This is a genomic window from Olivibacter jilunii, from assembly GCF_900607235.1.
Lineage (GTDB): Bacteria > Bacteroidota > Bacteroidia > Sphingobacteriales > Sphingobacteriaceae > Olivibacter > Olivibacter oleidegradans.
Genome location: NZ_LR027857.1, coordinates 63,725 through 84,294 on the forward strand (window position 1 = coordinate 63,725; position 20,570 = coordinate 84,294).

Consider the following 20,570-nt stretch of genomic DNA (forward strand, 5'->3'; position numbering starts at 1 on the left):
TACACCTTATAAAGACACCCCCCGTCTCCAAGGGATAAAATCGTCTTGCCCTAATTTCACCGCTTTAGGCACTTGTTTCCCACTGGCCACCTCTATTACAAAATCCAAAATTCGTTCGGCAGCCTGCTCGATGGTTTCTGTACCTTCGATGATCGTGCCGCAGTTAATATCGATAATGTCTGGCATCTTTTCGAAGGTCTTTGTATTGGTCGACAACTTAACGACGGGCGCAATTGGATTGCCCGTAGGTGTACCTAAACCCGTCGTGAACAGTACAACATTCGCCCCTGCTGCCACCTCGGCCGTGGTACTCTCTACGTCGTTTCCCGGCGTACACAAAAGGTTCAATCCAGGTGTGTTGGCTAATTCCGGATAATCGATCACCGCTTGCACCGGCGAAGTTCCTCCTTTTTTTGCTGCGCCTGCGGATTTAATCGCATCGGTTATCAGACCATCACGAATATTTCCAGGTGAAGGATTGGCATAAAAACCACTGCCATCTTGCTCTGCCTTCGCATTGTAAGTTTTCATCAATTCCATGAACCGAAGGGCTGTTTCCTCGTCTTTACAGCGATCGCTAAGCTCCTGCTCTACTCCGCAAAGCTCCGGAAATTCGGAAAGTATAACAGATCCGCCTAAGGTTACCAGCATATCGGATAGATAACCAAGCGCAGGATTCGCTGAAATACCGGAAAACCCGTCGGATCCACCGCACTCTAAACCGATACACAGCTTATCTAAACCTGCCGGCCTTCTTTCTTGTTGATTAGCTTGAATCAGACCCGTGAAAGTATGCTTCAAGGCCTCCTGAAGCAGCACACTTTCAGATCCGATTTTCTGTTGCTCAAAAACATATAAGGGTCTATCAAAATGTGGATCACGTTTTGCAATCTCGGCTCTCAAAATACTCGCCTGCGCATGTTGGCAGCCTAAGCTTAGGACGGTGGCACCTGCTACATTAGGATGCGTTATATAACCTGCTAGCAGACCGCACAAAGCATCTGAATCCATGCGCGTTCCACCACAACCCATATCATGATTTAAAAATTTAATGCCATCTACATTCGGAAAAAGCTTGTGATGCCGGTGCGATTCCTTTACATCCCGCAGATCCACCGACAATAACTGCTCGATGGAGGCACCGGTCTTATAGAGCGAGATCAATTGCTCTACTTCCGGTTCATAACTTTTGGCTTTTTTAAAGCCAAGCTTTTCCTCAAAAGCTTCCTTCATTACCAATACGTTCCGATTTTCACAGAAAACTAAGGGGATAACCAACCAATAATTTCCTGTTCCAACTGTTCCGTTGCTACGATGATAGCCAAGAAAGCTACGGTTTGAAAAGCGGGAAACATCCGGTTTATGCCAGTCTAGTTTTCGTTTCCCTAGTTTAAAATCGTTTGCTGCGTGATAAATGTTTTCGGTGGTAATTGCCTCTCCTTTGCCGATTGCTCTATTCGTTTTTCCTACCAGAACGCCGTACATATGTATTTCCTGCTCCGGTGCCATCTCCTCTATCGTGAATTTATGCTTTGCAGCTACCGCGCCAGGTAGCACGAAACTATCACCATTAAAGTGAATTGATTCACCGGCAGGCAGGTCCTGCAACGCCACCAGTACATTATCCGATGGATGTATTTGCAAATATTTTCGTATTGTTGTCATTTCCAGTGATCAGCTGTCAGCCTTGGGCGATCAGCTTTTTGTTTCGATTTATTTTTGCCAATATGCCTATAGCATAAAGCCTTATAATTTAAAAATTTCCTCCATCAACAACCACTTTTCACCTTCTTTTGCTTGTGGCAACGGTTGTTGGTATTTCCACATTAAAGCTTCCCATTCCTGTACTTTCGGATTGTTTGCGTCCATCTCCGCTTTTTTATCAAAGCTAAAATCATCCGTAACCTCCATGATCATAAACAAACGGTTAGCCAATCGGTATATGCGCATATCGATGACTCCCGCTGTTAAAATCGACTCCCTGATCTCAGGCCAAATAGCCCGATGATGCTGCTCATATTCTTTTATTAGATGATCATCTTCTTTGAGATCAAGTGCCAATGCGTATGTTTTCATTTTGCAAAGTCAAAATTCAAAAGTAAAAATTCAAAAGCCTGCCTCCCGGAGGGATGGTAAAAAGGCCCATTCACTCATTCAACGCTCATCATTCCTCACTCATCACTCATCACTATTTAACTACTTCCCTACTCAACCATTTAACTGCTATTGAACTACCTAGATCCTATACCCTTTCCATCCATAGTAAAAGACAACCAAAAAACATATTAACGGAACCAGATAAGCAATTTGTATACTGTTTGCCGCAACGGAGACGAGCCCCATCAACAAAGGAACAACAGCCCCACCAATGATTGACATCACCAAAAAGGAAGAAGCAATCTTTGTTTCTTCACTTGTAAGATTTTGTATACCGAGTGAAAAGATGGTTGGATACATAATGGACATAAAAAAAGGAACGGCAACAAGTGCATACAAAGCCACGGTGCCTGAACTAAACACGGCCACCAACAATAGCAAAGTGCATAACAAACCATAAGCCGCCAATAAACTAGCCGGTTTAATATAACGCATTAAGAAAGTGCCGCTGAAGCGACCTAACATGAAACCAACCATCGCTACTGATCCAAACAAATAGGCCGCATTTTTTTCTCCCATATCGGTCACATGATTAGCATAGCGTATAAAAAAACTACCGACGCCCACTTGTGCACCCACGTAGAAAAATTGGCTGACAACTGCCCATAAAAAATGCTTATGCTTAAATATCTTCAATGAAAAATTCGTCCCAACAGTGTGCGTACCATCCGATTCCTCCTCTTGACTTTCCGGAAGCTTGGTGACAACGAATAAGAGTAAAAGGGCGACTACAATACCGGCGATAACAAGATAGGGTACTTTCACCGTATCGGCTTCCGACTGTAAATACGAATTCAACGACTCGGGGCTCATAGCGGCTAATTTTTCGGGACTATGTTCGATCCCTGAAAGAATGAATCTACCACCTAAAATAGGTGCTACCACGGCGCCCAAACCATTAAACGATTGAGCAAAATTTAGCCGTTGTGTGGCGGTTTCCTTATCACCTAGTACGGCTATATACGGGTTAGCCACCGTTTCCAGAAAGGTTGCCCCTGCTGCAATGACGAAAATAGCCGACAGAAAAAAGATATAGTTCCTTTCAGAGGCCGCAGGAATAACCAGGAGTGCTCCTATCGCGTAAAGAATCAATCCAAGTAAAACTCCCTTTTTATAACCGAACCGTTGCATATATAAACCCGCCGGAATAGCTACTACGAAATAGCTTATGTAAGCAGATGTGTCGATCAATGAAGACTGTAGATCGTCTAAGGCAAAGGCCTTTCTCAAGTGTGGAATTAATATGGGATTTAAGTTATGAAGCAGGGCCCATAGAAAGAACAATGAAGTAACTAAAATGATGGGTATCAGCACACCTTTTTTCGACATAAAATAATATTAGGTTCAGTTTTAATCAAAATAATTTATCCTTATTGGTAAAGCCAACTACAAATTAAGGAATTTCACTTTTTAAATCCCTTGCTCATTTTAGCCAATCATTAAGCTATTTTAGCATATTTGTTTTATATTTGCCTGATTAGCTGACCATACAACTGAATAGATTGGATATTGTTTCGCATTAAGCAGTTGACGTTAATCACCTAATATGTAAAATAATGAAACCTCAATTACTCAAGCTAAGTACGGCACCTACGCAATCTTTCAGCGTCCGCCAGGACTTTGTTCCCTATATTAATAATAGATGGCATTATCATGCGGAGGTAGAACTCATTCATTTTTACCGAGGAAAAGGAACACAGTTTATTGGAGATCAAATCAATCACTTTCATTCAGGGGATATCGTTTTGGTTGGATCTCAGCTACCCCACTATTGGCGATTTGACGATCACTATTTTGATGAGCAAAATGAGGATCGGGCCGATGTTCGAGTCGCTCATTTCAATGAACACTTCTGGGGTCGCGACTTTTTGGAACTTCCCGAAAACATAGCCATTAAGCAGTTGCTCGAAAAGGCACGAAGGGGCATTCAGGTAACAGGGCAAGCTAAACAGAAAGTAAGTACCTTGTTAGAACAAATGCTTCATTCGGAAGGAACCCGACGGATTATTTTATTAATGGAGGCCCTACATGCAATTGCTTCCGATTCCTCTTATCGGTTGATTTCATCCATTGGCTTTCATCCAAACTTGCAAGATGAAGAGAAAAAAAGAATCAACAGCATATTTGACTACACCTTAGCTAACTTTCGTCAAAAGATTAGCTTAGAAGATATATCAGCTATCGCCGGCATTAGTTCTAACTCTTTTTGTAGGTATTTTAAAGCAAAAACAGGTAAAACCTATTCTCGCTTTCTCTTGGAAATCCGCGTTGGCCATGCCTGTAAATTACTGATTGAGAATAAAATGAGTGTCAAACAATTATGTTACGAAAGTGGATTCAACAACTTCGCAAGTTTTCACAAATACTTTAAACAGATAACAGAAAAAAGCCCTTTGGCTTATCAAAAGGCTTTTTTGGAGAAAGCTTAGTTTTGCTGTAGGCAGTAAGCTGTAAGCGGTCGGCTATAGGCTTGTGCTGCTGCTACTACTTAACTACTCTCCTACTTAACTACAAACTAATTAAAGCCATTCATCGCTCATCATTCATAATTCAACACTAATAAAACCCTACTTAACGACTCAACTACTTAACTACTTAACGACTCTCCTACTTAACTACGAGCTCACCTTAACGTGTTCCATCACAGGCACCCCGGAAATAACCAACGGATTCGGCTATACCAGCTAATGGATCTTTCATATCTTTTTCATACTCCAAGCTACAAGAGCCTGTGTAGTTTACTTTTCGTAACATTTTCACATAAGCGGGGATATCAATCACCCCACGCCCCAGCTCGCAGGTTTTACCGTCCTTTGTTGCTGCGGTGACATTTTTTAAATGCATATCAAAAATGCGCTTGCTGTATTTTTGCAGGTCCGCTACCGAATCGCGACCGTCCCGTTTGTTGTGTCCCATATCAAAGCAGATGCCCAATCGTGGATCCAAATTCTTTATCAAATCATAAATTACCGATGCATTTGGGTAAAGCTTATCTTCCGGTCCATGATTGTGAATGGCATAGCGAATGTCATATTCCTTTGTTTTTTCGGCGACATACGCCAGATCTTCATGATTAGGGATACCGATAATTAAGTTTACACCAACCCGTTTAGCATAATCAAAACCTTTATCAATCTCTTCTCTGGTTTTCATATAAATAGGTCCTACCGCGTAACCGGTAACATCAAAGCTTTTCAGTTTCGCATGAAAAGTCGCTATTTGCTCGGCTGTACTATTATATGGTAAATGAAAATCCTTGATGCACAAATAGTGTACATCTACTTTCTTCATCATCTCCAGCGATTGATCTAAGTTAAAATTAACGAAACTATAACCTGCAATTCCAAGTTTGAAAGGTTCGTCTTTCGCATGCGCTCCTCCAAGTGGTTTAGCTTCGACACTATTATATACGCCGTCTACAAGTGTTGCACTTACTGCTCCTATTATACTTTTCTTTAAAAAATTTCTTCTCGGGTTCATTATCTAGATTTATTTCTTCTTGGCCAATTCCAAGGCCTTTGTAGTTACATAATATTTGGCGATCATATTAGGCACTTCCCAGTCGGGCAGTTTACCTTCTTTCAAATAACTTAGGTAGTTACTGGTCACTTGCCCAAAATGCTCCTCGTGATTAGTCTTTAACACTTCCGGTATATTAATCTTATAATAACCTGCTTTCAATTTTTCAGCAGCTACACCGGTGTATTGCTTAGCAATTTGCGCAACCGCTTCCTGTACAATTTTCTCGAAGTCCGCTTGCTCTTCCCCTACTGCTTCCAGATAGAGAACGGGCTTATAATTTTCTTCCTTACCTTGCTTAATGATCAAGTTCGCTTTTGATCCACGCATAATAGAATAGTGGGTATCGCCGGTACCTTCAGGAGCTTCAAAATTCCATTTCACCACCACTTTTGCATGCACATTCTTAATCGTATAGTTAATTTCGCCGTTAGCAAAAACCCCCAACTCGCCTTTCTCATTCATGTTACCTTTCAGCATATCGGGAAACTCTTCTTGCGTTGCTTTCTTGAATTGTGCGGCACCTAACCAGGTTGGCCAACGTTTAGCATTTAACAGCTTAATATCTTTTTTATAATCAATTACCTGTTCCGGAAATCCTTCCCATTGAACTAAATCGACCAAATGCGTAGTCACGTCCACAATACCCTCTCCCTGTTGATTCACATCAAAGAACCATGTAGGGCGGATGAGGGGCTTACCCGATACATTCTTGAAAAAATGATGCACACTTTCTTTGGTTATGGCCGGTTCGTCAAGCGTACCCCTTTGCAATTCGCCAAATAGCGCTGAAATTTGAGAGAACTCTTTTTGCAGGGTAGCTGTAATCTCAAAGCGTTCGGTCATAATATCATAAAGCAAGACCTTCTTCTCTTTAGCTGAGGCAAAAGCTTTTTCCAGTTTCTCAAAACCTGCTACATCGATGGCCATCGGTTTATCGGCCAGCACGTTCAATCCGGCGTCAATAGATTGGGTAATGTAATCTATTTTCTTTTGGTTATTTCCGGCGAGCACTACTACATTACCTTTTTTATCTGCTATCATTTTTTGAAGATAGTCCGTACCGGTATAAACTTCCTCTTTCCAATGAGTTGGATCTTCCATTCGCGTATTATAACTCTCAATTAGAGCTAAGTGCGCTTTTAGATCTTTACCATCTTCCGGTGCGTATACATGCACCACACTGTCAACATTCGGATACATAGACTTTTGCACCAGGGCGGCATGGAAATGTCCGGGATCCAGTGTAATTAAGCGGATGGCATTCGCATCGCTCTCTTGTTTTTCTTTACTCGACTGGTTATTACAGGCAACCATTGCTCCACCCAGTAGCAGCAGTCCCGCAGCCTTCATAAATTTGTTTTTAAACATTTGAATTTCCTATTTTAGCAAGTATTTGTTTTTCCTTTTAAAGCGTCGCGCTTTTTGCTTTTGAATTATTGATGCTTTGTTAGTTTTTTAAGGTATCAATGAGCCCTTCGGGGTTATTGATGCTTTGTTAGTTTTTTAAGGTATCAATGAGCCCTTCGGGGTTATTGATGCTTTGTTAGTTTTTTAAGGTATCAATGAGCCCTTCGGCATTTTTACCATCCCTCCGGGAGGCAGGCTTTTGAATTTTTAATTTTGAATTTTTACTTCTGAATTTATTCACCCTTTCACATAATTAGTTCCATAAGGAAAACGCTGCGGTCTAGCGAAGGTTGCATTCGCCTTTTCGTCACCAATAAAACGTTCTGTTTTATTATCCCAGGTTAACTTCTTGCCCAGTTTCATGGCTGTGTGTGCCACGATACAAGCCGAGCCAACACGTTGCGCCACCTCTACCGGGCTAATTGTCTCTTTACCATTTTTAATGCATTCGAGCCAATTGGTATGTTGTTCAGGACTTTCATAAAGATGTATCTCATTAGGTCCTATTTTCGAAGTTAATATTTTTTTGTCACTTGCGTAGAAAGCTTTATTTTCTTCACCGCTGGCGGAAGCGGTAGGATCGGTGGCGGTAACACCAACGTTTCCACGGGAAACGAAAATCCACCCATCCGTCCCTTCGAAACGAACCCCATTCGGAAAAGTATCACGCACTTCCACTTGCACCTTATTGGGATAAAGCGCATGAATCTCATATTTACCATGTACGTCCCACAGACCACTTGTCGGAAACTCCGCCTTTCCCTCAACTTCAAGTGGACCTCCGAGTTCCTGGTCCATGCCCCAATGTGCTATATCGAAGTGATGAACGCCCCAACCGGTAATCATGCCGGCACAGAACTGCTCGCAGCGCAACCAGCCCGGCCGTTCGCCGTCAATTTCCGTTTGAGAATGGACGCGATCTTTGGTATAATATACATAAGGAGTCGATCCCAACCACTTGTCATAATCTAAATTTGGGGGAACCGGCATTTGCGCTGTGTTGCCTCCGGCAGGATCGATGGGCAATCCGATTTGGATTCGCTTAAGTTCACCGATACGGCCATTTCTAACTAATTCGCAGGTCCGTTTAAATTGAGGCCAAGGGTTCATGGACCGTTGTTGCGTTCCAAGTTGAAAGACTACCCCTGATTTTTTCACCGCATCGGCCATGGTTCTACCTTCGGCAATGGTTAAAGCCGTTGGCTTCTGTAAATAAATATGTTTACCTGCCAGCGCGGCTTCCATAGCCGGTTGTGCATGCCAGTGATCGGGAGTACTAATGACAACAGCATCTATATCCTTTGCAGCAATTAAGTCTTTGTAATCATCATAGGTCTTTACATCAATAGATTTTCCAAATTTGTCCGTATGCTTCTTTTCTATCCAGGCTTTACCTTGCTTCAGTCGATTGCTATCAAAATCAGCAACAGCCACTACATGTACATAATCATGTTTCATTACTTCCGGCAGATCATGCGTCATACCTATTCTACCAAAGCCTATTTGGCCTATATGAATGCGATTACTAGGCGCATTTTTTCCAAAAACAGAAGCTGGTACAATTGTTGGAAACGCCGTTGCTGCAAGTAATACAGCAGAACCTTTCGCCGATTTTTTAATGAATGAACGACGGTTTAATTGGTTTTTGTTCATATCTTATCATATTTAGTTCTATAATTCGATTGGCTTTTTCATCTTTCCATCACTTAGCAAGCTGGTTAATCGCTCTTTCAACACGTTGAGCCTTAGCTTTACTGTAGTCTCGCTCCCTTTGTTCGCCTATAGCCCATTGGATGCCTCCCAAAATATGCTTCCGAAAGGCAGCATCATCATAATCTTCCTTCTGATGTCCTAATGACGTATACCAAGCCCGTCCACCGTCAAATTCATGACACCAAACGGATGGAAACTTATTACCGAAGGTGATAGGTCTTCGTTCGCGCACTTTATCTATTGTGTTGAGGTCATTAACCGCAATCACTTGCAGATTCACCTCCATTTCCTTTAAATAATAACATTCATCTTTTGCTCGCTTCCATCTAACAGGCAAATGCGATACAGAAGGGTGATCCTGCTGGATAAGCAGTACATCAAAGGCTTGTCCGGGTTCGTGCCAGTCGAAAGTCCCACCTAGCAAGCGTTTAAACCAGGGCCAGTTACGCTCGGTTCCAGATGCAGAATGAATGCCGACAAAAGCACCACCCGCCTGAATGTAGCGCATCAAGGCAAGCCGTTGCTTGTCGTTATCGAAAACGTCATTATTTGTGTTAGAGAAGATTAATACATCATACTGTTTTAATCTCTCATCCGTAAAATCTGCCGGATTCTCGCTAAAATCAACCTTGAAGCCTGTAGAGGCTGCTATCTCCTGTAGGGCTTTTTTGGAGTTTTCGATATTGTCGTGAACAAAGCCCTTACCGTTTTTGGTATAAACCAGCACTTTTACATCCTTCCAAACGATGGTCTGCATCGCTTTCAAGAATGTTGGTAAACACAAGAAGAGGAACAAATGAATACTTATTAGCCTTTTCATAAATATAGTACAATTTACATTGGTTTCATTTTTGATAGTCTATGTTTGGCTTAACACGAGGCTAGACGAAGATAGCCATGAACATCCTCCATGATCCACAATATTAAGTATAGCCGAACGGTTTTACACCACGGATGTCATTAAAAATTAACGATAACGATGTCGTAAAAAAGAGATTACCGAAATTAAGCGTTTCCAAAACATATATATTTCTTTGCGTCAACTTTAAATTTCTAGTCATGCCTAATAAACCTGCTACGATTAAAGATATCGCTAAAGCACTTAAGGTATCCATATCGACGGTATCAAAGGCCCTGCATAATCATCCAAATATAGGAGCCATTACCAAAGAGCGTGTGTTGGCCATGGCAAAGCAGCTTGATTATACGCCAAACATTACAGCCATTCAATTTAAGCAGCAAAAAACATTTACTTTGGGCATTATCGTTCCCACATTGCTCGATCATTTCTACATACATGCCGTAAATGGCTTTGAGGAAGTTGCATCCAAAGCGCACTACACTGTACTGATAGGCCAAAATCAGGAAAGCCTCCAGCGCGAAAAAGAACTCGTGTCAGTGATGCAGGGCAACCGCATTGATGGATTGTTAATTGCCATGTCGAAAGAGACAAGCAACCTCGATCATTTGCGAAAACTGGAACGTGCGGGGATACCCGTCATGTTTTTTGCACGAAAACCTGTCAATGAAACCTATAGCTGTGTAAGTAGCGATGTATACCACGCCGCTAAAGACGCCGTAGACCTTTTTGTATCGAGAGGCCATCAGCGTATTGCCATTATTAACGGACCATCACATTGGACAACCAGTCGGGATCGATACCTCGGCTATCGTGACGGATTACTTAAAAATGGTCTATCTCCTGATCAAGAATTGATATGCGAAAGCGATCTAACAACAACCGATAACTATAAGGTCTTACGAAAGCTTATGCGACTAACGGATCCACCAACAGCGATGCTATTGTTTAAAGACTACCTGATGCTCGATATTATGACCTGCCTACGTACAGAATTCCCCAATCGATATCTTATAACAGAACTGATCGGCTATGGTGCATTGCCTCTTTTTAGCCATTTCGAAAGACCACCGCTTGCCTCCTTAAAAGAACAACCTTTCCAGATTGGCGTCAAAGCAGGTTCGCTACTTCTTGATATGATCAAAAATCCGCATCAGTCCCGCAAGCCAAAGCTTATCTCACTCCCTTGTAAACTCCATTATTTTAAAGAACTCTAAGTAGCTTCAGCTTTTAAAGCTGTAGGCTATAAGCAATAAGCTTTAAGCACGACTTAACGATCAACCTAAACCAGCTAATTGGCTCATTATCACATCTGCTCATTAACTCATCGGCTAACCGACCGTAGGGAGCCCCATGAGTACCGAAAAAGCAAACACTTACGAATAATTAACGAGCTTTCAGTCGCGCTAGCCTCTCATTATCACATTGGCTCATCGGCTAATTAACTCATCGGCTCATTAACTATTCCCTACTCCCTACTAACTCCAATTAACTATTTTCTACTGCCCCGTAAATTTTTTCCAAAATTTCTCCGCTTCTGTCGGTTCCATTTCACCATCAAATACAATCATTCGATAACGGAGTATGTATTTCTTCCCGGGAACTAGCACCCAATCTTTATTTTTAGTTGGTGAAAAATTTACAAACACATCCCCTCTCCCTTTATTCTCTTGTTCCGGCCATACACGAATGGGCTCCGGATGATTATAATTCTCAGGAGAAGACAAGAAAAGGAGCCCTGCAGATGATCCATCAAGATCTCCTTCAGCGATTACCCAACGTGCTAAAGAGCCATCGGCTGTTTTACGGTCGTTTCCCTCTGAAGTAATGATTTTACTGTTCTTATTAGTCCACTGCTCACTTGCGCGAAAGCCAAGGCCAGCATAACGATATGCCTTTAACACGACGGTGTCTTGTCCAACGACTTGGAGTGTTGACGTCAAATCGCAGCTATACCTTTTATCATCAATAGGTGAAATGTGCGCCTCCCAGCTTTCGTCCAAAATCTGCACTTCTTTTTCTGACTGTGGGAATATAATATGCGCGTGTTTGGCTTTGAACCCAATCGTCTTCCCTTTACTTTTTATTTCCTCCACCCCTTGAGATCTGATGGTCCCCTGTTTATCTCCAATATTCCATAAATCGTACACCTTGCCTTTATAAGCAATTCGTGTCCAAGGATTCCATAATCCAAAATGATGGTAATGATCGGATGGCTGAATGCGTGTCAATGTTTTTCCGGACAAAGTATTAAGAGGATGGATAAAACCAGCTCGCTTGAACGCCGCGTCAACTCCGGGGGGAGGGCTTAAGATTTCATACTGATAGCCCAGTAAATAGTGTCCCTTTGCATCCATTAACTTCAGCACACCATCTTTCCTAACGGCCTGCTGTGCGAAACCGTAAGTAAAACAGCATAATAAATACGTCAATAAAAGATAATTTTTCATCACTGCTTGGTTAGTTTTCTCTTTAAATATAGGTCTTTCTTCATAAAATCAACTATATGACATCCACTAATTATTTCCTTCAGCCGGGATTTCCTCCAAAGGTGGAATATTGCTTTCCGAGCCCGCATAACCTTGATTTTGATTGATATGCCCCATTGGATTGGCGTTAATAGCGCTAATCGGAATAGGCCATAATACGTGATACGGACTAATTTTATAAGTAATCCCCAAATTGGTAGTTACGCCCTTATTATAAAAATCGCTCTTGGCCAAAATACGATCATAAAAGTAATTGTCTGTTGAAAAAGCCTGCAAGGTATATGACTTCCCATTCTCTGCCACTTTTCCGGTCATCGCAAAGATATAAGCAATGCGTGTCAATTCTGTCTTCCGCGGTTCTTCATAATACAATTCGCGTGCACGTTCGTCCAAGATGGTTCCTATATTGACGTCTGCTACCGAAATGGGAGCGGCTTGCGCCCGTATACGTACTTTGTTAATATCGTTAGCGGCACTTGCCAAATCACCTTTCCAAAAATAGGCTTCCGCACGTAGCAGATAAGTCTCTGCTAACCGAAAGACATACCAATCCGTATTTCCGCCGGCAGGTTGTACGCGATTCGGATCTTCTATGTACAGTTTGTAATGGGGCCATCCAAACCATTGGCGAATCGTGTCGCTCGACAATAACTTCCCGGCTTCGTTACGCAGCTGAAGATGCTTCCCATAATAAGGGTCATTATCTCGTTTCAAATTGGGGTGATTGTAAACGAGGTCTTCCATATCCATCCAATTACCGGGTGCATGTCGAAGATCGTTCGCGTCTGTCCAAAGCCCCTTTTGACTATAATAAGTTGGACGTAAACGGCCGATTCCTCTTCCATAGGCTGTTACCTGGTCAATTTCGATCCCCTTTGTATCCGAAGTACCACCACGGCCACTTGGCGTAACAATTCCTGAATTGGCCCAAAAAGGAACCGTGTTTCGCATGGTTTGACTACCCCCATCAAAATTTCCGTCGATATTCAGACGGTCAATAACAAGCATAAGCGCTTCGGTATTAGAAGCTAACGATTTATTCTCAGGTCGATGTAAATCCCATATCACATTTTTGGTAGGATCACCGGCGTCGGTACCGAAGCGATCGGTCATAAGCCGATACCGACCGCCATCAATAACGCGACTGGCTGAAGCAATGGCATCATCAAATAAGCCTAAAGCCAAGTTTACTTTCGTTAATAAATGACTCACCGCTCCCTTGGTAACTTGTCCTTTGTTCACGTCATCAGGCACCCATTCTTGTGCAAATTCAAGATCTTGCTTCATTTTGTGAAGAATGACTTCTCGTTTGGTACTGTAGAAATCCAATTTAGGTTCATCCAATACATTAAGAATCAAAGGAACATCCCCAAATTGTTGCGTTAATCGATAATATCGAGCGGCTCGATGAAAATAAGCAGCCCCTAAGAGATGGTTGCGTTCCGCTTCCGAGGCGTAGTCCGTCGGTTTATCAATATTCACAATGGCCGTATTGGCATAGCGAATACCACGATATCCTTCATTCCAGTACCAACCGATTTTATTATAGTCGGTATGGTTCAACTCAGCATCCGGCGTAATAGCCAAATCGAGATTTTGCGCCGGGCCCGGCTTATCGGTTGTACCCTCTACTGCTATTTCCGAAAAGATACCTTCGGTAACGATTGGAGGCGCATCGCCAAAAAACTCAATACGCATATTTCGCTCGCAAGAAACTAAGGTTGCCCACAAACCTTGCGCTGATTTAAAGGTTTCTTCCGGTGTAAAGAATGACAGTGGCCTAGGCTCTAAAAACTCTTTCTTACATGCTTGCGGTAGCATGCAGGCAAATAGGCTAACAACAATATATAAAGGTTTAATACGATTTTTCATTTCATCTAGTTTTGTTAAATCTCCAACTCTTCTAATCTCTTGATTGATCAAAGGCAATTTTATAACGTTACATCGAGTCCAAAAGTGAAGGTACGTGGAGTTGGCCCTGCACCATCGTTTGGATCCCACTCCGGATCCCAGAATTGCCATTCTTTGGTATATAGAGCAGCATTACGCACATTTAGATAAAGCCTTAAGTTTCGTATCTTGTATTTCTCAGTCCAGGCACTGGGCACGTTATAGGCTAGCGACACATTATCCAAGCGGATGAAAGACCGATCGCGATAGACATTGAAACCCGTTGCGCTGCCTTCGTTAGAACCGATACGGGCCCATTCCGTTGATTGATTTTCAGGCGTCCAGTAAGGATAATCATAGGAGTTCATCCGATCTGGAAAGCCATTTCTATTCTTCAACCAATTAAAAGAAGTTTTGTGCCCCCACAGCGAATACATCATGAAGGAGAAAGAGAAATTCTTATAAATCTGAAATTCATTTCGAAGTGACCATCTAAATCGGGGTTCGGTATACCCCAAAAACTGTCGATCTGCATTCGTAAATCGTCCATCGTCATCCACATCTTCTAGGCGGTAGTCTCCGGGTACCAAAGAATACCTCGCTGCAAGCTCCTCTTGTCCTAGCTGGTAAACCCCAAGCGCTTTCCAATCCCAAATGGCATCAATAGCATGCCCAATAAACCATTTATTGGCGATATCATCTACCTCCTTACCATTGCTATCGAAGTTGCGATAGATGTGTAAAATTTTATTTCTATTTAATTGGAAATTGAATGTAGTACGCCATGTAAAGTTGTCTCTCTGCATATTATTCGAGTTGAGGGTAATTTCGAAACCACGATTCTGCACTTCTCCTAGATTATCCATCACCCAGTCGAAACCGGAAACATTAGGCAAGGTTCTTCTAACCAATAAATCCGTTGAATTCATTTGATAAGCTTCAATCGTACCGTCCAATACATTATTAAACAAAGCAAAATCAAGCCCCACGTTATAGGACGTATTCCGTTCCCATCGCAAATTTTTATTTTGCATCCTATTCACCCAAAGCTGACTTGCCTGAATAACTGTTCCATCAGGCAAAACATATAAGTACTTTCCAGTGGTTAAATCAGCGATCGCATTATATAAGCCGTCTTCTCCCAGATCACGATTACCATTACTACCCCATGAGAAGCGTAATTTCCCGTAATTAAACCACTTACTTTTAAAAAACGCCTCCTCCGAGAACACCCAACCTACGGCCACTGAGCCGAAATTGGCCCGTGGATTGCGCTGTCCGAAAGCAGAATAACCATCGCGCCGAAAGGTACCGGTGAACATATATTTGTCTTTCAACGAATATACCAAGCGGGCCATCAAGGCATCACCGGTACTATATTGGTCGTTACTACTGATGATCGGTTTTATTCCCGATCCAATACCATGATATCCCAATTCATCCGTAGGATCGAAATTTTCGTTGGTCATGGTATTATCCCAGCGTTGGAACTTTTCCGCATTGACTAAGAATGTCACATCGAAGCGGTGTATGTCGTTAAAAGTTCGGTCCCATTTTAACAAATTATCCACCTGCCAATAATAAGTCTCCCGTTGCCTTCTGGACGCCCTACCACCAAACCCCGCCCATTCTTCGTGCTTTGCACTTTGTGCATTATATTGGTCCAATAACTCCAAACGAGGTGTAAAATTCAATTGATAAGTAATGCCAAAAGGGAGTTTAACACGACCAAAAATAGTGCTATTCAAACTATTTGTTCGGTATAAACGGTCGGTAAAGAAAGCATCGTAACCCAAGTTGACACCTCCGCTTGCTTCATTGTTTGGCCGCCACATCAGATTACCGTTCTCATCATAACGGCTACCCCAAGGTGATAAGCTTGTAATGGCGCCCCAATTGTATGGGATTGCACTTTCATTCTTAGTAGTAAACTGCGTATTCATACCAACCGTCAGAAACTTGGTTACATTCGCTTCAATATTGACTCGTGTTCGTATCGTCTTATACTGATCGTTCACAATGATCCCCTCATTATTTAAATATCCTGCTCCAACATAATAAGAGATATCTTTATTCTTACCTGAAAAACTAATATTGTGATCTTGGCGTAGTCCATTCTGAAAAGCGAGATCATACCAATCTACACTTTTACCCGCTATATAATTATCAATTTCGACAGGCTGCATGTTAAGGCGCCGCAACCAAGTGCGAACAGGATCACCACTGGCTCCGTCATACCCCATCCACTCTTCAACGCTGATATCGCTGGGCAATGTTCGCGGGTCGTTATATCGGTAAGGTTCGGCCTTCGGATTACTCGTTCTGAAGTAATCAGAACGCCATGTCGTGAAACTAGACGCATCGAACACTTTTTGGTTAACGGCCATCGTAGCAAGTCCGACATTTGAGCTTATGTTAATGAGCGGCTTTCCCTCTTTACCTTTTTTAGTAGTGACGATGATAACCCCCGTTGCAGATTTTGCTCCGAATACAGCCGCAGAGCTCGCATCCTTTAAAACATCCACAGTTTCAATGTCGTTAGGATTTATATCTTCCCATGCGCCATAATAAATGGCTCCATCCATTACAATCAGCGGTGATGTCCCGGCATTTAGCGATGTTCTACCCCGAATTTGTAAGCTACCTCCTCCCTTGGCGCGGGCGCTGAAGCCCACATTTACTCCCGCAGCATTCCCTCTTAATACATCTGTCAACTGCGCAGGCACTTCGTTTTCCAACTTCTGTGTGTTTACCTGAGAAACTGCACCTGTTAAATCTCTTTTACGCACAGTTCCATACCCCACCACGACCACTTCATCTAAATTAGCCATATCAGCTACGAGTTCCACCCGAATTGCTTCTTGAGCCTGTGCTACCCGCTCTTGCGTTACGTAGCCTACAAAAGAAAAGGTAAGTGTTGCATTGGGCTTAACATTTGATAGCACAAATTGCCCTTTGTCGTCCGTACTGATTCCATTGGTTGTTCCCTTTTCTTTGACGGCTACGCCAGACAGGGGAGCCTGATCTGTCTGTGAGATGACCACACCCTTTACGGTTATCCCTTGTTGGGCTTCAGCGGATACCACAGAGAATAAAAGCCAAGCCAATAACAGGCTTATCGATTTAAAATGGTAAAAAAGTACATGTAGAATCCTTTGTGGAAAAGTTTTCATCATAATTTGGTCTCCTTGTTTTTATGGGGTGGTTAAACCCAATTGGTTATCAATAATCCGTTGCAATGGATGGGATAAAATTAGAGACGTCAAGAGCAAGATGTTGCACAACAGGGCGAAACAAGTTTTAGATTTCGTTCAAAAACCGCGATAAAACTGCATTTCAAACGTTGTACTAAAATTTTAGAGAAACATCAAATTACGCAATCGATTGTGCTTTTTTACGCAATCGATTGTGTTTTCCGGTCGCTTTGAATGCTATTTTTTTACGATTATCATTGTTAGCCTATACGCTCATTATCGGTTGTATTCTGAGTGGTGTATAGTTTGATCAACTAATTAATAGAGAAGGACTACGATAACAGATGCCCCTGCGGCGGCCGATTTATCAAAACTAAACTAAAAACCATGAAGAGTAAATTTATTTTATTCTGCACATTCCTTGTATTTCTAGTTCATGCTTCTAGGGCACAGACAATGAAAGTCGTAGGAACAGTGCAAGATCAGCAAGGCATCCCCCTGCCGGGTGTCACCATTTCGGAAGTGGGCAATGAAAAAATTTCTACGCAGAGTAATGAAGTCGGACAATTTAGCCTAACTGTTAGCTCCGGCAAGGCCTCCTTACGCTTTTCCTTCATCGGTTACCTAACCAAAGAGGTAGTCGTTGACCGATCAATGAACGTAACGATGCAGGAGGACATGGCTCAATTAGATGAAATTGTTGTCACCGGTTACTCTACACAGAAAAAAGGGAACATCACTGCCGCAGTAGCAACAGTGGCTCCCGAAAAACTGAAGGATGCGTCCTCTCCCAGCGTAAGTAACCTCCTCCAAGGTAAAGTTGCCGGCGTGGATGTTGTTGCAGCCACAGGGCGACCCGGTGATAATCCCAATATCCGTATCCGCGGAAGAAGTTCGATACTATCCAGCGTCGATCCGCTTTGGGTTGTCGACGGGGTTATTATCCACGGCACACCTAACCTCAATCCAAATGATATTGAAACGATGTCTGTATTGAAAGATGCTGCTGCTACAACTCAATACGGTTCGCGCGGTAGCAATGGTGTTATTGTTGTCACCACCAAACGAGCTAAGGAAGTCGGTACCTCACAATTAACAGCGAATTTGAAAACCGGGTTAACCTATCTCAATCAAGGAAAATTCAAACTGATGAATAGTCGGCAATTGTATGATCAGTTTCAACTTTTCAATGAAGATACAGGCATTACAGACGATGTCTTGAACACCGACTATGATTGGGTAAAAAACGGTTCGCAGGCTGGTCAGCTTAATGATTTAAGTATAACGTATTTAGGAAAGTCAGACAAGGCAACCTTATATGCCGGTGGAAATTACTATGCTGAAGAAGGGTCTGTAAAAGGGTATAAATTTGAGCGTTGGGCCGGGCGTCTGAACTTGGATTATGAAATTAGCGACAAATTAACGATTCGTCCGAAAATCAACGCTACCTTTACTTCTAGCGACGACCGACAGCATGATTTATACCAAATGTACTTAAATATGCCTTGGGACAATCCTTATGATTATTCCGGCAAACTGGTTAATGCACAGGAGGCGTCCCTATGGTATGGAAGGGATCTGAGCAATTACTTATATGACTTGCAATATAACTATGGAAAGTCCGACATCTTTGATTTCCAATTCAATGGTGATTTTGATTATAAGTTTTCAGATCATTTCTCCTATGTTTCCACGAACAATGTAGCTTACTATAACTCAACCGGTATGTCTTATGTGGATCCTAAATCCATAGCCGGTCAATCCACTGAAGGTCGAATTACCAACAATTCTGCGCGGCGAATCGTGCGCTTTACGAACCAAATGCTTAAATACAATCAAAGTTTTGGCTTGCATACTTTTGGTGGCTTTATTGCCTATGAATACATGGATTATCAATATAAAGACCAGTCCGCAACGGGAAATGGTATCGTTGCCGGCTCAGAAATTTTAGATAATGCTGCCAGCATTGGGTCTTACAGCGGAACTAAAAACGACTACTCGGCCCAATCCGGAATCATTAATGCAACATATAGCTATGATGACCGCTACAACCTTCAAGCTTCTTATCGCTACGACGGATCCTCGCGCTTCGGTAGCGAACGACAGTATGGTAGTTTCTACGCTTTTAGTGCTGCTTGGAACGTACATGAGGAAGCTTTCTTTAAAACTGAAACTGTAAATTACTTACGTGTGCGGGCGTCCTATGGGAAAGTAGGAAACGTTCCTAATACCTATTATGGCTCCTATGATCTATTTAAGCTCGATGCACAGTATAATGGCCTGCCCGCCTCATACCCGGACCAATTGAGCAATCCACGACTTACATGGGAAACTTCTAAAGATGCCAATCTGGGATTTGAGTTCGGCCTTCTCAACCGACTCGACTTTACTTTAGACCTGTATAATAAGAACACCGATGGCTTACTACACTATGTACAATTACCGGTTACTTCTGGTTATAGTGGATATTATGACAATATTGGAGCCGTCCGTAACCGTGGTATTGAATTCAGTATCGGTGCTAATATCTTCAATGCTGAGAATCCTTTTCAATGGCGTATTGATTTCAATATTGCAAAAAATGTAAATAAAATTGTCGAGCTAGCGGACCATAAAGAACAAGCCGCCGGCAACAAGCGTTATGCAGAGGGTAGAGATATTGATTCGTGGTATATGCGTAAATGGATTGGAGTAGATCCGGCAAATGGCGATCCCCTTTGGGAAGTTATTGATCCCACGACAGGAGCTGTTTCCACCACCAATAGCTACAATGCAGCCACTTTACAGTTTGTTGGAACTGCAACTCCGGATTTTACAGGTGGGTTCTCTTCCTCCATGCAGTATAAAAATTTTTTCCTGAATGCCAGTTTTGCATTCAATAAAGGAGCGTATGCTTATTTTAGCGGACGTGAATTATTCGATAGTGACGGTGCCTACCCTTATTATAATCAAATGATTCTGCAAGATGGTTGGTCTAGATGGACACCGGACAATCCAAATGCCACCCATCCTCGTTTGGTTTATAATGGTGGCACGAACTCCAATCAGACCTCCTCAAGATACCTAGAAGACGCATCTTTTCTACGTATGCGGAACATCACTCTGGGATATCGCGTACCGAGTAAATTTATCCAAAAGCTAAAACTGAAAGCATTGGACGCTTATATCAGCGCTGACACCCTCTGGACCTTGACGAAATTTTCGGGTGTAGATCCCGAAGCCGCTCTCTATACAGGTGTAAGACAAGCCGATAATGGTAATGTTGCAGGCGACGCCACCAGCACTTATCCTGCCCCAAGGCGCTTTACCTTAGGTATCAATATTTCATTTTAAATGTAG

General features: G+C 42.5%; 13 protein-coding genes. 3 read left to right on the top strand and 10 right to left on the bottom strand.

Annotated elements, in window-relative coordinates; all coding sequences use genetic code 11:
* Positions 1-6: 6 nt before the first annotated feature.
* The 3 genes from E0E36_RS24015 to fucP form a co-directional block, all read right to left on the bottom strand.
* Entirely contained in the window at positions 7-1,665 is a 1,659-nt protein-coding gene (locus tag E0E36_RS24015; protein WP_130858085.1) for a UxaA family hydrolase, read from the bottom strand.
* A gap of 81 nt (positions 1,666-1,746) precedes the next feature.
* Positions 1,747-2,076: an L-rhamnose mutarotase gene (locus tag E0E36_RS24020; RefSeq protein WP_130858086.1), complete on the bottom strand. Its 330-nt coding sequence runs from the start codon at positions 2,074-2,076 to the stop codon at positions 1,747-1,749.
* 159 nt (positions 2,077-2,235) lie between these two features.
* Positions 2,236-3,486, bottom strand: a complete 1,251-nt coding sequence (fucP, locus tag E0E36_RS24025; RefSeq protein WP_130858087.1) for an L-fucose:H+ symporter permease — start codon at positions 3,484-3,486, stop codon at positions 2,236-2,238.
* A gap of 227 nt (positions 3,487-3,713) precedes the next feature.
* Here fucP and E0E36_RS24030 point away from each other — a divergent pair, with 227 nt between their 5' ends.
* On the top strand, positions 3,714-4,586 hold the full coding sequence (locus tag E0E36_RS24030) for an AraC family transcriptional regulator (RefSeq protein WP_130858088.1): 873 nt from the start codon (positions 3,714-3,716) through the stop codon (positions 4,584-4,586).
* A gap of 199 nt (positions 4,587-4,785) precedes the next feature.
* On the opposite strand, the gene E0E36_RS24035 is transcribed toward E0E36_RS24030, so the two are convergent.
* The 4 genes from E0E36_RS24035 to E0E36_RS24050 all read right to left on the bottom strand — a co-directional run bounded on the left by E0E36_RS24035 (position 4,786) and on the right by E0E36_RS24050 (position 9,619).
* Positions 4,786-5,637 carry a sugar phosphate isomerase/epimerase family protein gene (locus tag E0E36_RS24035; RefSeq protein WP_130858089.1) on the bottom strand — a complete coding sequence of 284 codons (852 nt, stop codon included), beginning with the start codon at positions 5,635-5,637 and terminating at the stop codon, positions 4,786-4,788.
* A gap of 9 nt (positions 5,638-5,646) precedes the next feature.
* Complete coding sequence (locus E0E36_RS24040) at positions 5,647-7,029, bottom strand: putative oxidoreductase C-terminal domain-containing protein (RefSeq protein WP_130858090.1); 1,383 nt, start codon at positions 7,027-7,029, stop codon at positions 5,647-5,649.
* A gap of 294 nt (positions 7,030-7,323) precedes the next feature.
* Positions 7,324-8,739, bottom strand: coding sequence for a Gfo/Idh/MocA family protein (locus E0E36_RS24045; RefSeq protein ID WP_130858091.1), 1,416 nt, complete (start codon positions 8,737-8,739; stop codon positions 7,324-7,326).
* Between the two features lie 49 nt (positions 8,740-8,788).
* On the bottom strand, positions 8,789-9,619 hold the full coding sequence (locus tag E0E36_RS24050; protein WP_041387056.1) for a ThuA domain-containing protein: 831 nt from the start codon (positions 9,617-9,619) through the stop codon (positions 8,789-8,791).
* A gap of 239 nt (positions 9,620-9,858) precedes the next feature.
* Between E0E36_RS24050 and E0E36_RS24055 the strand changes: the two genes are divergently transcribed.
* Entirely contained in the window at positions 9,859-10,875 is a 1,017-nt protein-coding gene (locus tag E0E36_RS24055) for a LacI family DNA-binding transcriptional regulator (protein WP_013663938.1), read from the top strand.
* Positions 10,876-11,157: 282 nt separating this feature from the next.
* On the opposite strand, the gene E0E36_RS24060 is transcribed toward E0E36_RS24055, so the two are convergent.
* From E0E36_RS24060 to E0E36_RS24070, 3 genes are all read right to left on the bottom strand, one after another.
* Positions 11,158-12,108 (bottom strand): DUF6807 domain-containing protein, encoded by a 951-nt coding sequence (locus tag E0E36_RS24060; protein WP_130858092.1) that lies wholly within the window; start codon positions 12,106-12,108, stop codon positions 11,158-11,160.
* A gap of 66 nt (positions 12,109-12,174) precedes the next feature.
* The gene (locus E0E36_RS24065; protein ID WP_013663940.1) at positions 12,175-14,019 is read right to left on the bottom strand and encodes a RagB/SusD family nutrient uptake outer membrane protein; all 1,845 of its coding nucleotides are present in this window, start codon (positions 14,017-14,019) and stop codon (positions 12,175-12,177) included.
* A gap of 59 nt (positions 14,020-14,078) precedes the next feature.
* Positions 14,079-17,213, bottom strand: coding sequence for a SusC/RagA family TonB-linked outer membrane protein (locus E0E36_RS24070; RefSeq protein WP_130858093.1), 3,135 nt, complete (start codon positions 17,211-17,213; stop codon positions 14,079-14,081).
* Positions 17,214-17,618: 405 nt separating this feature from the next.
* On the opposite strand from E0E36_RS24070, the gene E0E36_RS24075 reads away from it, so the two are divergent.
* On the top strand, positions 17,619-20,564 hold the full coding sequence (locus E0E36_RS24075) for a SusC/RagA family TonB-linked outer membrane protein (RefSeq protein WP_130858094.1): 2,946 nt from the start codon (positions 17,619-17,621) through the stop codon (positions 20,562-20,564).
* Positions 20,565-20,570 lie beyond the last annotated feature (6 nt).

Coding starts and splice junctions, on each gene's coding strand:
- E0E36_RS24045 (WP_130858091.1), bottom strand. CDS start 8,739: ATGAACAAAAACCAATTAAACCGTCGTTCATTCATTAAAAAATCGGCG.
- E0E36_RS24040 (WP_130858090.1), bottom strand. CDS start 7,029: ATGAAGGCTGCGGGACTGCTGCTACTGGGTGGAGCAATGGTTGCCTGT.
- E0E36_RS24035 (WP_130858089.1), bottom strand. CDS start 5,637: ATGAACCCGAGAAGAAATTTTTTAAAGAAAAGTATAATAGGAGCAGTA.
- E0E36_RS24015 (WP_130858085.1), bottom strand. CDS start 1,665: ATGACAACAATACGAAAATATTTGCAAATACATCCATCGGATAATGTA.
- E0E36_RS24050 (WP_041387056.1), bottom strand. CDS start 9,619: ATGAAAAGGCTAATAAGTATTCATTTGTTCCTCTTCTTGTGTTTACCA.
- E0E36_RS24020 (WP_130858086.1), bottom strand. CDS start 2,076: ATGAAAACATACGCATTGGCACTTGATCTCAAAGAAGATGATCATCTA.
- E0E36_RS24030 (WP_130858088.1), top strand. CDS start 3,714: ATGAAACCTCAATTACTCAAGCTAAGTACGGCACCTACGCAATCTTTC.
- fucP (WP_130858087.1), bottom strand. CDS start 3,486: ATGTCGAAAAAAGGTGTGCTGATACCCATCATTTTAGTTACTTCATTG.
- E0E36_RS24070 (WP_130858093.1), bottom strand. CDS start 17,213: ATGATGAAAACTTTTCCACAAAGGATTCTACATGTACTTTTTTACCAT.
- E0E36_RS24075 (WP_130858094.1), top strand. CDS start 17,619: ATGAAGAGTAAATTTATTTTATTCTGCACATTCCTTGTATTTCTAGTT.
- E0E36_RS24060 (WP_130858092.1), bottom strand. CDS start 12,108: ATGAAAAATTATCTTTTATTGACGTATTTATTATGCTGTTTTACTTAC.
- E0E36_RS24055 (WP_013663938.1), top strand. CDS start 9,859: ATGCCTAATAAACCTGCTACGATTAAAGATATCGCTAAAGCACTTAAG.
- E0E36_RS24065 (WP_013663940.1), bottom strand. CDS start 14,019: ATGAAAAATCGTATTAAACCTTTATATATTGTTGTTAGCCTATTTGCC.